The organism is Rhizobacter sp. Root1238, assembly GCF_001425825.1.
Lineage (GTDB): Bacteria > Pseudomonadota > Gammaproteobacteria > Burkholderiales > Burkholderiaceae_C > Rhizobacter.
Genome location: NZ_LMDM01000050.1, coordinates 81,259 through 92,266, shown reverse-complemented (window position 1 = coordinate 92,266; position 11,008 = coordinate 81,259). Strand labels below are relative to the sequence as shown.

Genomic DNA, 11,008 nt, shown 5'->3' with positions numbered 1-11,008 from the left:
GCCCACCCCCGAGGGCGCCCCGCCGCGCACCGTCAATGTCGTTGCGACCACGACAGGCTCGCGACCTGCGTGGACAGCCCGTCGCTGAATGACATCATGACCATGCTGATCACCAGGAACGGCACACCCACAGCCCACATCAACAGTCTTTTCATTCGCCACTCCCGTCGGCAATTCGTGAATCCGGAACACCCTTGAATCCGGACAACCTGGAGGACGAGTCTAGGGAGAGGCCCCCGCCGACACAGCCGGACGACAGGGCCTTCGTCTGTCGGTGCTGTCCTACGCCGCCGGCCTTGGCGCCGCTGTAGGCTGGCTCCTACACGCGCTCCCGCGCTCTTCCGTCAGCACCGGCGTTGCCCGATTCATACAATCAGGCGCATGTCTGTCGGCATCCTCGCGGCCCATCTCGTCACGTTTCCGGCGGAAATGGCAAGATCCATGACCTTTGCAGACCGTGTTGTCGCGTGGACTGTCGTGAACCCGGGTCCTCGTTGCGCGTGCCTCGCCTGTTGAAGAAAAATCCAGAAGTCGGGACATGCTGAAAACCTACATCGTCGAAGACAGCCCGGTGATCCGCGAGAACCTGATCGCGGCGCTCGAGGAGCTGGTGGCCGTCGAAGTCGTCGGCACCGCCGACAACGAGGCCGCCGCGCTGTACTGGCTGAAGCAGCCGCGCAACGGCTGCGACCTGGTGATCGTCGACATCTTCCTGAAGAGCGGATCGGGTCTCGGCGTGCTGTCGGCCAGTGCCGACCTGCCGGACGCGACCAAGCTGGTCGTGCTCAGCAACTACGCGACACCCGACATGCGGCGCAAGTGCCTGGAGCTCGGTGCGGACAAGGTGTTCGACAAGTCGAACGAGATCGATGCGCTGATCGGTTATTGCCAGCGACTGGCCTCGGGCGAGGCCGCCAATTCGAGTTCGGGAAGCCTGTAGCGCGCGCTTCATGTGAAGCAGCGCGGGCAGCGGCAGGATGCGGATGGGCCCCGCGCGGCCCTCCCGGGCGGCGCAAGGCCGGAGGCGCCGGCCCGCTGTCGGACGAGTTACTGGATCAGGCCGTTCTTCAGCGCGTAGTAGGTCAGGTCGCTGTTCGACTCGAGCTTCATCTTCTCCATCACGCGGGTGCGGTAGGTGCTGACGGTCTTGACGCTCAGCGACAGGCTGTCGGCCATGTGGCCGATGGTCTCGCCCTTGGACAGGCGCAGGAAGACCTGGAACTCGCGCTCGGAAAGCTGCTCATGCAACGGACGGTTCGCATTGCCGCCGAGGTTGTTGGCCAGCAGCTCGGCGACGGCCGGGGTGATGTACTTGCGGCCGCGGGCGACCGTGCGGATCGCGGTGACGATCTCTTCGGGATCGCACTCCTTGTTCAGGTAACCGCTCGCGCCCTGGCGCAGCAAGGTGGTGGCGTAGTGCTCTTCAGGGAAACCGCTGAGGATGAGGATGGGCAGGTCGGGCTCGCGGGCGCGGATCGCGGCCAGCGCGTCGACGCCGCTTTGCTGCGGCATCGACAGGTCCATGACCAGCACGTCGATCTGTTCCTTGCGCACGATGTCGAGGGCTTCGCGGCCGTTGGAGGCTTCGGCAACGACCTGCAGATCGACCTGCTCCGCGAGATACTGACGCAGACCGGCGCGCACGAGCGCGTGGTCGTCAACGATGGCAATCTTGATCATGAGCGACTGTCCCCTGTGGTTGGACTCCAATCGATTCTAGAGGCACACAGAAAAATCGCATGAAGAACTTCTTTCACCGATTCAAGCGCAGTGCCTTCACGTTTCCGCTCGCGGTGGTGACCGCGCTGACGCTGATGGGCATCAGCGAGACCGCGTACCGCACCTCGGTGGAAGCGCTCGACCGGCTGGGCGAGATGGGCGTCGCCCGCACCAACAACATGGTGCTGCTGCGCCAGGTGCTCGATGCCGAGAACGGGCAGCGCGGCTACCTGATCACCGGCCGCCCCGAGTACCTGAAGCCCTACCGTTCGTCGATGGCGAACATCGGCGAGACGCTGCGCACGCTCGGCGAGTACTACGCGCACGAGCCCGACCGCGTCGCCGACTTCACCGTGCTCGCGACGCTGGTCAGCCGCAAGGTCTCCGAGATGGACACCACGGTGCAGTTGCGCGCCGACGGCCGCGACGAGGCCTGGCGCGCGGTCATCGAGACCGACATCGGGCGCGAGCAGATGGAGAGCATCCGCCTCGCGTCGGAGCGGCTGGTGACGCGCGAATCGGCGCTGATCGCGGCGCGGCGCGACGAGGTCTACCAGACGCTGCTGCTGAGCCGGCTCGGCGTCAGCACGATGACGGCGCTCAGCGTGCTGGCCTTCTTCATGTACCTGCGCCAGTCGAACACGCTCGAGAAGGAGCGGGTGCACAAGAAGGAGGCGCTGCAGGCCGAGCGCGACCTGCTGGAGGTGCAGGTGACGGCGCGCACCGCGCAGCTGACCGAGCTGGCGCAGCACCTGCAGACCGCCCGCGAGGACGAGCGCAGCCGGCTCGCGCGCGACCTGCACGACGAACTGGGCGCGCTGCTCACCGCGGCCAAGCTCGACGTCGCGCGGCTCAAGTCGCGCATCACGATCCATACGCCCGACATCACCGAGCGGCTGGTGCACCTGAACGACACGCTGAACGAAGGCATCGCGCTGAAGCGCCGCATCATCGAAGACCTGAGGCCGTCGTCGCTGAGCAACCTCGGGCTGCTGGCGGCGCTGGAGATCCTCGGCCGCGAGTTCGCCGAGCGCTCGGGCGTCAAGGTGGTCAGCGATCTCGCGCCGGTGTCGCTGAAGCCGTCGGGCGAGCTGACGGTGTACCGCCTGGTGCAGGAGGCGCTGACCAACGTCGCGAAGTACGCGCAGGCACGGCAGGTGGTCATCACGCTGAAGCCGCGCGGCACGCTGGCCGAGGTCGACGTGCACGACAACGGCACCGGCTTCGACACGCAGATCGCCAGGCCGTCGAGCCACGGGCTGCTGGGCATGCGCTACCGCGTCGAGGCCGAGGGCGGGCGCATGGCCATCCAGTCGACGCCCGGCGCCGGTACGCGCATCCAGGCGACTCTGCCGCAGGTCTGAACGGTGCAGGGGAGCCCGGCGGACGTCGTCGGCTCCCTCCTACAGCGCATCGGCTCGCCGTCCCATTCCTCGGGGCAGGCCATGCTCCTAAAGTGGTTCCATCGTCAACCACCCACACCGAAGGAGCCAGGACCATGCTGTATTACGCCGTCGTGTTCTTCATCATCGCGCTGATCGCCGCCCTGTTCGGCTTCGGCGGGATCGCAGCCAGCGCTGCAGGCATCGCGAAGATCCTCTTCATCATCTTCGCGATCATGGCCGTGGCCGCCTTCCTGTTCGGCCTCATCAAGCGCGGCACCTAGCCAGCCCCAGCAGCCTTGCGGCGAGGCCGCGCCTCGCCTAACTTAGATATCCCACACGCACACAACCCGAGGAAACAGCCATGAGCAGCTCCACCTTCAAGACCGACAACCTCAGCACGCAGGCGAGCGACACCGTCAACCGCCTGGCCGACACGGCCGACAGCGCGGTCAAGAGCACGCGCCGCGTCGCGAATACCGCGCTGGACAGCGCCGAAAGCGCGATCGGCGAAGCCCGCGACACGGCCGAACCGACGATCGCCCGCCTGGCCGGCCAGGCCGAAGCGCTGGCAAAGCGCGGCGTCGACGCCGTCAAGGACACCGCATCCCAGGTGCGCGAGCGCGCCGCATCGGTCGGCGATGCCACCGTGCGCTACGTGAGGGACGAACCCGTCAAGTCGGTGCTGATCGCCGCGGCGACCGGTGCCGCGCTGATGGGCCTGCTTGCGCTGATCCAGAGCGCGCGCCGCAACAACCAGTGATCCCCGCCGTGGGCGCCGGGCAACCCGGCCGTACGGCGCTCGACGCCGCGGCCGGGTTTGTCGCGTCCACATCCCGTCGTCCGCTGTAGCTCTCTTCCGGTGCTGCCATGATCCATCCGCTGATCAAGCTCGTCGCGACCCGGCCCGAACTCGTTGCCGATCACCTGAGCGCTTATGCCGCGCTGATCGGCAGCGAAGCGCGCCAGGCGCAGAGCCGCTGGACCGTCCGCCTGCTGCTCACCGCGTTGGCGCTGTGCTGCGTCGGCGTGACGGCGGTGCTTGCCGGCGTCGCGCTGATGTTGTGGGCGGTGACGCCGTCGCTGCAGGCCGACACGGTGTGGGCGCTGTGGGCCGCGCCAGCCGTACCGGCGGTGGTGGCGGTGGTGGCCGGCCTGCTTGCACGGCGACCCGCGGCCGAACCCGCCTTCGCTGCGGTGCAACAGCAGTTCGAGGCCGACGCGCGCATGCTCGGCGAGGTGGGCGCGACATGACCCACGTCGAAGAAGGACAGCTCGACCCCGGCCTGCCGGCGGTTGCGCCGACGACGGCGCTGAGCCCGAAGGAGCGGCTCGCGGCGTCGCGCGAATCGATCCGCCATGCGCTCGTGAAGGCCAGCGCTCCGCGCGATCCACAGGCCGCAATGGCGCCGCAGGAGCCCGGTTGGCTGGGCACACTGGGCGATGCGTTGTCCGATCTGCCGGCCGCCGCGATCGCGGTGCGCTGGCTGCGTCGCTGGTGGGCCGGCCATCCGTGGCGCACCACGTTCGAATTCGCGCGCGATGCGGGCCAGGAACTGGCCGGGCCGCTTGCGAAGAAGCACCCATGGTGGCTGCTCGCCGGCGCGTTCGTGGGCGGCATGCTGCTGACGCGTGCGAAGCCATGGCGCTGGCTGTCGGGCGGTGCGCTGCTGGCCGGGTTGCTGCCGCGCTTCGACCTGACCTCGATCATCAGCTGGGTCAACCTCGCGATCGCCGATTTCACGCGGTCGACGGCGCCCGCAGCGCCCGCGGCACCGATGGCATCCCCTGCAGCGCCGCCCGCCGCTGCCCCGGCGGCGGCGCCGATGCAGACGCCGCCCGCACCAGGCACCGACTACACCGTGCACTGACAGCTTCCGCATTCATCGCGAAGCGCGCTCTAGTGCGCGCTTTCTTTTTTGCCGATCCATCCGATGCGTGGGGACCGCTCCACCGGCAAAGCATTCCGTCCTACATGCGCTCACGCCAGCGTCCGATGGTTCGCGCCAGGGGCCGCTCATAGAGTTGCCTCATCGATTCCACACCGCACCAAGGAGAACGACATGCTGAAGTGGGCCATCATCTTTGCAGCCATCGCGCTCGTCGCGGGCGTGTTCGGATTCACCGGCATCGCCGCCGGTGCGGCAGGCATCGCGAAGTTCCTCTTCGTGCTGTTCCTGGTGCTGTTCGTCGCCGTCGTCCTGATCGGACTGCTGGGCGCCAAGGCGATCAGCAACAAGTGATGTTCTATTGATGAATGCCACGACGCGGGCCCGCACGGGTGGGGGTCCGATGTCCATCTTCCTGATGACCACCTGGATCACAACGCTTCCACACTGAAGGAGAACCACCATGTTTGTCCGCAACACCCTCGCCGCCGTCGTGTCCGCCGTCGCCCTGCTGTCCGCCACCGGCTGCGCCGTGACGCGCGACCAGTCGTCGGTCGGCCAGTACGTCGACGACTCCGCCATCACCACCGCGGTGAAGGCCAAGTTCGTCGGCAACAAGGAAGTCGATGCCTCGTCGATCAGCGTCGAGACGCTGAACGGCACCGTGCAGTTGTCGGGCTTCGCGAAGAGCGCCGGCGAGAAGAGCACCGCTGAATCGATCGCCCGCAACGTCAACGGCGTGAAGTCGGTCAAGAACGACATCATGATCCGCCCGTAATCCGCGGGACTCTCCCACGGCTCGGCCGTGTGAAGGCGCACCACCCTCCAGGGTCGTGCGCCTTGCGGCGTTGAAGACAGGGCGCTCGGTGCGCCGTCTTCGCACACGATGTCCCTCTCCGGCACCCTGACGCCCGCGGCCCAATCTCCGCTCGAGGCCGCGCACGCCGTCGTCGCATCGCATGCCGGCGACGACGCGCCGACGCTCGACGAGGGGCACCCCGGCCCGCTGCCGCGCTCTGCCCCGTCGGCGACGGTGATCGCGACGGTCGCGGTGATCGGCGCGCTGTGGTGGGGCCAGCGCTTCCTGGTCCCGGTGATCGCGGGCCTGATGCTGGCGATGCTGGTCGCGCCGGTGGTCAGCGGCCTGCGCCAGTTGCTGCGCAGCCAGATCCTCGCAGTGCTGTTGTCGCTGGTGCTGTTCCTCGCGCTCGCCGCGTTCGCTTCGATGGCGTTCGGCGGCAAGCTGCTGCGCATGGTGGACCGCAGCCCCGAGATCATCCGCATGGTGGCCGAGCGCATCGCGCCGACCGAGCCCGATGAAGACTCGGTGCTGAAACGCTCGCGCGATGCGCTGCAGGAGCTCGACCGCGCTGCGCAAGGCATGGCCAACGGCGCGCCGCCGCCGAAGCCGTCGCGGCAGAAGCTGATCCCGGCGGCGCCGGCGCACACGCTGACCGAGACCGTCACGCTGTGGATGCGCGACACCGCGCTGAACGGCTCGACCATCCTGATGAAGTTCGCCGGCGACCTGACCATCATCGTGTTCGTCGCGTTCTTCGTGCTGAGCGGCGGCAGCCCGCTCGCCAGCCGCTTCATCGACCTGTGGGGCGGTCGCTCGCAGTCGCGCATCCGGGCCTGTCGCGCGCTGCACGAATGCTCGCGCCAGATCCGGATCTACGTCGGCGTGCTGCTGGTCACCAACGTGCTGATCGGCTTCGCGGTGTGGGCCGCGTTCGCGTGGGCCGAGATCCCCGATGCGGTGATGTGGGGCGTCACCGCGGCGGTGCTGCACGTCGTGCCGTATGTGGGCATGGGCATCCTGACGGCGTTCGGCGCGGCCGAGGCCTTCCTCGCGCACGGCACGGCCGGCGCGGCGCTCGGCACCGCGGCCTACCTGGTGGTGGTGTCGACGCTGATCGGCACCGCGGTCGCCGCGTGGCTGCAGAGCCGCGCCGCGCGGATGAATGCGGCCGCGGTGTTCATCGGCCTGGTGTTCTGGGGCGCGCTGTGGGGCGTGTGGGGGCTGTTCCTCGGCCCCGGACTGATCGTCGCGATGAAGGTCGTGGCCGAGCATTCGCGTTCCGCGACACGACTCGCACGCCTGATGGAGGGCTGAGCGGCATGGCGAAGGGCGAGGCCGCCGACACGCCGGGGCTCGCCGCCCGCGCCTGGCACCGGATGGTCGCGAGCGCACCGGGCCGGGCCGCCTCGCTGGGCGTTCGCACCATCAATCGCTTCATCGAATGCCACGGCGCGCGCCAAGGCGCGGCGGTCGCGTTCTACGCGGCGTTCTCGATGGCGCCGCTGCTCGTCGTCGTCACCAGCCTGCTGGTGTGGCTGCTCGGCGACCAGAGCGCGAACGCGGCGATCGTCGATGCGGTCGGCCGGTTGCTGGGTCCGAGCGAGGCCCGCACGCTGGCCGACCTGCTGGCCAGCGCACCGACGGCCGCGACGCGGCTGCTGTCGCGCGAACGCGCCGGCGGGTTCGCGGTGGCGGCCCCGGTGATTGCGGTGGTGACGATGCTGATCGGCGCGGTCGGCGTGTTCGTCGAGCTGCGCGCGTCGCTGCAGGAGATGCTCGGTGCACCGCCCGAGCGTGGCTCGCTGTGGCGGCTGGTGCAGATCCGGCTGCTGTCGATGGGCGTGCTGCTCGGCTGCGGCTTCCTGCTGGCGGTGGCGATGGTGCTGCAGGCGGTCGCATTGCTGGCAATCCGCTGGGTGGTCGACCAGACCGATGCGCTCGGCCCGGCGCTCGGGCCGCTGCTGCAGTCGGTGGAGCTGCTGTGGTCGTGGCTGGTGATGACGACGCTGTTCTCGCTGCTGATGGTGTGGCTGCCGGATGCGCACCTGCGTGCGCGGCATGCGGTCATCGGCGCGGCGGTCGCGTCAGTGCTGTTTCTGGCCGGGCGCTACGGCATCAACGCATACATCGCCGGCACCGCACTGCGCTCGACGCTGGGCGCCGCGGGGTCGTTTGCGGCGCTGCTGGTGTGGATCTACTGGTCGTGCCAGATCTTCTTGCTGGGGGCGGCGCTGGCCGTGGAGATCGGGGCGCATGAGCGGGTGCCTGCGGCAGTCGAGTGAATGTCGGCCGACGTGACCTGGATCAGGTCCTGGGCCGTCTCGACCCTCACGTCACGAGGCAGATTGCGCTCCTTCAAGGCCAGCATGAGTGTTTTCACTCGCCATCGATCCGCTTCGGCTTTCTCCGCCCGACGTCGCTGGTTGTCGAGGAGCTGTTTCCGGATGGCATCGCGCCGGATGTCGAACCACTCGACCTGCGGCGCCTCGTCGCTGAAGGGCGGAAGGTGGCAGAGGCGCAATGTCTCATGCATCTGGTACAGGCACTCGACCACCCTGTCATCCTCACACACGGCATGAGGCAATACGAGCATCAGCAGCGACTCGTTCTGCGCGAGGCCTTTCAGGAATGCCTTCAGTTCCACCTGGGCGCCGGGCGAATGGACAGATCGCAGGCATCGCCCCTCCGCCGATTTCGATCAAACCGGTTCTGCGCCAGCTTCATTCGCACGTCGAAGGCTCTCGACGAGTTGGCCTCCCGCGGCTCGCCAGGGGTGTCGTAAGGCTCCAGTTCGGTCAGCGTCGTGTTTGTTTCGAGCATGCGCAGACCCCACGCGTCGAAATCGTCCGGCATCGTGCCGGGGCGAGGCAGCACCAGGTGCGTCAATGACCGATTCGCCGAAAGAGCAGCCATGAACTCGTCAGCGATCCGATCGGTCCAACAGAAGTCGTTGTCGCCGAGCCCGAGGTACGTCAACTTCCCGTGAGCCTGCAGTGCCGCCGTGAGAAGGCCCAGCTGCGGGTTGCCCAAATGGGTGCCGCCAAGATCGAGAATCTCGTTGCGACCCAGGGTCGAACAGCATGCGCGAGCAACGCTTTGAGCGCCATTCCGCGCCGTCCACCGAGTCGCTGGCCACGAAGGTCCAGGCAGGTGATGTTGTCCCGCGAGAACAGTGCCAGAAGCGCGGCAACGGCCTTGTCGGGCCCTTGACCCAGCGTCCAGAGAATCCTTGACGTGAAGGTCCCCGCCGACAGCACAGGGATATCTCGTCGGCGAGGATGAGGTTTGAGCTCGCCTCGCCTGGGAACGGAGGTTTTTTCCATGGAAGATTCGACGAGAAGAATGAGGGAGCTTTGTCACCGCTCGACCTCGATCGTTCCCGCCCTGCCCGAGGAACCGCGCGCCACGCAGGACGACCTGCAGCGATCCATGCCGCTGTCGCACCCCGACGAACCGGCAGCGGAAGGTCACCGGCGATCGGGCGAAATCACACCCATCAGATCAAAAAAAAGGGCCCGCAATGCGGGCCCTCCTCGATGCGCGTGGCGCTGGATCAGCGGCTGAAGCCACCCTGGCGCGGACGCTGCGGCTTGCCGAAGCCGCCCTTGTTGGCACCCGGGCCGCCCGGCTTGCGCGGCGCGAAGCCGGCGTTGTTGCCACGGTCGGCCGGCGCGCGGTCGAATGCGTGGCGCGGTGCACCTTCGTGCGGCGGACGGTTCGCGAACGGGTTGTCGCGACGTTCCGGGGCCGGGCGATCGAACGAACCACGCGGCGCGAAGCCGTCCGGACCGCGGGTCGAGAAGCCTTCGCCACGCGGTGCGAAACCTTCGTTGCGCGGCGCAAAACCTTCACCGCGCGGTGCCGGCCGGCCGAAGCTCTTGCCGCCTTGATGACCACCGTGACCGCCGCGGCCATGGCCGAACGGCTTGCCGCCGAACTTGCCTTCCGGACGGGCCGCGAACATGCGCGGTTCCGGCGACTTCGGCTCGAGGCCGACGATCGTCTTCACCGGGATGTTCTGCGTCGTGAAGGCCTGGATGCGGCGGATCATGCCGGTGTCCATGCGCTCGGCCAGCGTCACCGCCAGGCCATTGCGGCCGGCACGGCCGGTGCGGCCGATGCGGTGCACGTAGTCCTCGGCCTTCATCGGCAGGCCGTAGTTGATCACGTGGCTGATGGTCGGCACGTCGATGCCGCGCGCGGCGACGTCGGTGGCGACCAGCACGCGCAGTTCCTTGTTGCGCAGGCCCTGCAGCACGCGGGTGCGGCGGCCTTGCGGCATGCCGCCGTGCAGCGACGCGACGGCGTGGCCCATGTCGGCCAGGCGATCGGCCAGCCAGTCGGCGTCGCGTTGCGTGCTGGTGAACACCACCGCCTGCTCCATCTCGCGCTCGGTCAGGATGTGGTCCAGCAGCGCGTTCTTGTGCGCGCCGTTGTCGGCCCAGTGCAGGCGCTGTTCGATGTTCTCGTGCGTGTCGGTGTGCGAGGTGACCTCGATGCGCTGCGGATCGCGCAGCAGATCTTGCGCGAGGCGGCCCACGTGGCCGGCGAAGGTCGCGCTGTACATCACCGTCTGGCGCGCTTCGGGCAGCTGGTCGGCGATCGTGCGGATGTCGTCGATGAAGCCCATGTCGAGCATGCGGTCGGCTTCGTCGAGCACCAGCATCTCGACGTTCTCGAGGATGGCCTTGCCGCTGTTCAGGTGGTCGAGCAGGCGGCCGGGGGTCGCGATCAGGATGTCGAGCGGGCCGCGCAGCGCCTTCAGCTGCGCGCCGTACGGCACGCCGCCGACGACGGTGGTCACGCGCAGGCCTTGCACGTGCTTGCCGTAGACGGTGGCCGCCTTGTCGACCTGCATCGCCAGTTCGCGGGTGGGGGCCAGCACGAGGATGCGCGGGCCGTAGACCATGCCTTTTTCGCGGCGCTTGTTGTTGTCGCCGCGGGCGGCGAGGATGCGTTGCAGGCCGGGCAGCACGAACGACGCGGTCTTGCCGCTGCCGGTGCTCGAGGCGACCATCAGGTCCTTGCCCTCGATGGCCGGCGGGATCGCGCGGGCCTGCACGTCGGTCGGGGTGTCGTAGCCGGAATCCTTGACGGCTTGCAGCAGGGCGGCGTGGAGGCCCAGGGCCTCGAAATTGTTCTCGGAACTCATCGATTTCTTTCTCGAACACGGTGCCGCCGGCCCCCAAGGGCACAGCAGGACACCAGCGTGCAGG

15 protein-coding genes are annotated in these 11,008 nt (G+C 68.1%); 10 read left to right on the top strand and 5 right to left on the bottom strand.

Going from position 1 to position 11,008, the window contains the following annotated elements; all coding sequences use genetic code 11:
• Window positions 1-32: 32 nt before the first annotated feature.
• Entirely contained in the window at window positions 33-155 is a 123-nt protein-coding gene (locus tag ASC98_RS32075) for a hypothetical protein (RefSeq protein WP_255358684.1), read from the bottom strand.
• A 383-nt stretch (window positions 156-538) separates the two neighbouring features.
• Here ASC98_RS32075 and ASC98_RS28750 point away from each other — a divergent pair, with 383 nt between their 5' ends.
• The gene (locus ASC98_RS28750; protein WP_047584703.1) at window positions 539-940 is read left to right on the top strand and encodes a response regulator transcription factor; all 402 of its coding nucleotides are present in this window, start codon (window positions 539-541) and stop codon (window positions 938-940) included.
• A 107-nt stretch (window positions 941-1,047) separates the two neighbouring features.
• Here the strand turns inward: ASC98_RS28750 and ASC98_RS28745 are convergent, their stop codons facing one another.
• Complete coding sequence (locus ASC98_RS28745; protein ID WP_056805727.1) at window positions 1,048-1,680, bottom strand: response regulator transcription factor; 633 nt, start codon at window positions 1,678-1,680, stop codon at window positions 1,048-1,050.
• Between the two features lie 59 nt (window positions 1,681-1,739).
• Between ASC98_RS28745 and ASC98_RS28740 the strand changes: the two genes are divergently transcribed.
• The 9 genes from ASC98_RS28740 (at window position 1,740) to ASC98_RS28705 (ending at window position 8,074) form a co-directional block, all read left to right on the top strand.
• The gene (locus tag ASC98_RS28740; protein WP_056805723.1) at window positions 1,740-3,083 is read left to right on the top strand and encodes a CHASE3 domain-containing protein; all 1,344 of its coding nucleotides are present in this window, start codon (window positions 1,740-1,742) and stop codon (window positions 3,081-3,083) included.
• 134 nt (window positions 3,084-3,217) lie between these two features.
• Window positions 3,218-3,385: a DUF1328 domain-containing protein gene (locus tag ASC98_RS29955; protein ID WP_047500752.1), complete on the top strand. Its 168-nt coding sequence runs from the start codon at window positions 3,218-3,220 to the stop codon at window positions 3,383-3,385.
• Between the two features lie 80 nt (window positions 3,386-3,465).
• Window positions 3,466-3,864 carry a DUF883 family protein gene (locus ASC98_RS28735; protein WP_056805720.1) on the top strand — a complete coding sequence of 133 codons (399 nt, stop codon included), beginning with the start codon at window positions 3,466-3,468 and terminating at the stop codon, window positions 3,862-3,864.
• 107 nt (window positions 3,865-3,971) lie between these two features.
• The gene (locus tag ASC98_RS28730) at window positions 3,972-4,355 is read left to right on the top strand and encodes a hypothetical protein (protein WP_056805717.1); all 384 of its coding nucleotides are present in this window, start codon (window positions 3,972-3,974) and stop codon (window positions 4,353-4,355) included.
• Window positions 4,352-4,972, top strand: coding sequence for a hypothetical protein (locus ASC98_RS31415; protein ID WP_056805713.1), 621 nt, complete (start codon window positions 4,352-4,354; stop codon window positions 4,970-4,972). Before ASC98_RS28730 ends, ASC98_RS31415 begins: the two co-directional genes overlap by 4 nt.
• Window positions 4,973-5,164: 192 nt before the next feature.
• Window positions 5,165-5,344 carry a DUF1328 family protein gene (locus ASC98_RS28720; protein ID WP_047584709.1) on the top strand — a complete coding sequence of 60 codons (180 nt, stop codon included), beginning with the start codon at window positions 5,165-5,167 and terminating at the stop codon, window positions 5,342-5,344.
• A gap of 109 nt (window positions 5,345-5,453) precedes the next feature.
• Window positions 5,454-5,768 carry a BON domain-containing protein gene (locus ASC98_RS28715; RefSeq protein ID WP_056805712.1) on the top strand — a complete coding sequence of 105 codons (315 nt, stop codon included), beginning with the start codon at window positions 5,454-5,456 and terminating at the stop codon, window positions 5,766-5,768.
• A gap of 108 nt (window positions 5,769-5,876) precedes the next feature.
• The gene (locus tag ASC98_RS28710) at window positions 5,877-7,106 is read left to right on the top strand and encodes an AI-2E family transporter (RefSeq protein ID WP_056805709.1); all 1,230 of its coding nucleotides are present in this window, start codon (window positions 5,877-5,879) and stop codon (window positions 7,104-7,106) included.
• 5 nt (window positions 7,107-7,111) lie between these two features.
• Complete coding sequence (locus ASC98_RS28705) at window positions 7,112-8,074, top strand: YihY/virulence factor BrkB family protein (RefSeq protein WP_056805707.1); 963 nt, start codon at window positions 7,112-7,114, stop codon at window positions 8,072-8,074.
• On the opposite strand, the gene ASC98_RS29950 is transcribed toward ASC98_RS28705, so the two are convergent.
• The 3 genes from ASC98_RS29950 to ASC98_RS28695 form a co-directional block, all read right to left on the bottom strand.
• Window positions 7,987-8,436, bottom strand: a complete 450-nt coding sequence (locus tag ASC98_RS29950; RefSeq protein WP_082552792.1) for a hypothetical protein — start codon at window positions 8,434-8,436, stop codon at window positions 7,987-7,989. The two genes, ASC98_RS28705 and ASC98_RS29950, sit on opposite strands and share 88 nt — an antisense overlap.
• A complete protein-coding gene (locus ASC98_RS28700; RefSeq protein WP_157604848.1) occupies window positions 8,427-8,768 on the bottom strand; it encodes a hypothetical protein in 342 nt (113 codons plus the stop codon). The genes ASC98_RS29950 and ASC98_RS28700 overlap by 10 nt, the downstream gene beginning before the upstream one ends.
• A 577-nt stretch (window positions 8,769-9,345) precedes the next feature.
• Window positions 9,346-10,944, bottom strand: a complete 1,599-nt coding sequence (locus tag ASC98_RS28695) for a DEAD/DEAH box helicase (protein ID WP_056805698.1) — start codon at window positions 10,942-10,944, stop codon at window positions 9,346-9,348.
• Between the last annotated feature and the right edge of the window lie 64 nt (window positions 10,945-11,008).

Bases quoted from the DNA above. Each gene is read 5' to 3' on its own strand.
- ASC98_RS29955 (WP_047500752.1), top strand. From the start codon at position 3,218: ATGCTGTATTACGCCGTCGTGTTCTTCATCATCGCGCTGATCGCCGCC.
- ASC98_RS28750 (WP_047584703.1), top strand. From the start codon at position 539: ATGCTGAAAACCTACATCGTCGAAGACAGCCCGGTGATCCGCGAGAAC.
- ASC98_RS32075 (WP_255358684.1), bottom strand. From the start codon at position 155: ATGAAAAGACTGTTGATGTGGGCTGTGGGTGTGCCGTTCCTGGTGATC.
- ASC98_RS28705 (WP_056805707.1), top strand. From the start codon at position 7,112: ATGGCGAAGGGCGAGGCCGCCGACACGCCGGGGCTCGCCGCCCGCGCC.
- ASC98_RS28715 (WP_056805712.1), top strand. From the start codon at position 5,454: ATGTTTGTCCGCAACACCCTCGCCGCCGTCGTGTCCGCCGTCGCCCTG.
- ASC98_RS28720 (WP_047584709.1), top strand. From the start codon at position 5,165: ATGCTGAAGTGGGCCATCATCTTTGCAGCCATCGCGCTCGTCGCGGGC.
- ASC98_RS28735 (WP_056805720.1), top strand. From the start codon at position 3,466: ATGAGCAGCTCCACCTTCAAGACCGACAACCTCAGCACGCAGGCGAGC.
- ASC98_RS28740 (WP_056805723.1), top strand. From the start codon at position 1,740: ATGAAGAACTTCTTTCACCGATTCAAGCGCAGTGCCTTCACGTTTCCG.
- ASC98_RS28745 (WP_056805727.1), bottom strand. From the start codon at position 1,680: ATGATCAAGATTGCCATCGTTGACGACCACGCGCTCGTGCGCGCCGGT.
- ASC98_RS31415 (WP_056805713.1), top strand. From the start codon at position 4,352: ATGACCCACGTCGAAGAAGGACAGCTCGACCCCGGCCTGCCGGCGGTT.
- ASC98_RS28730 (WP_056805717.1), top strand. From the start codon at position 3,972: ATGATCCATCCGCTGATCAAGCTCGTCGCGACCCGGCCCGAACTCGTT.
- ASC98_RS28695 (WP_056805698.1), bottom strand. From the start codon at position 10,944: ATGAGTTCCGAGAACAATTTCGAGGCCCTGGGCCTCCACGCCGCCCTG.
- ASC98_RS28710 (WP_056805709.1), top strand. From the start codon at position 5,877: ATGTCCCTCTCCGGCACCCTGACGCCCGCGGCCCAATCTCCGCTCGAG.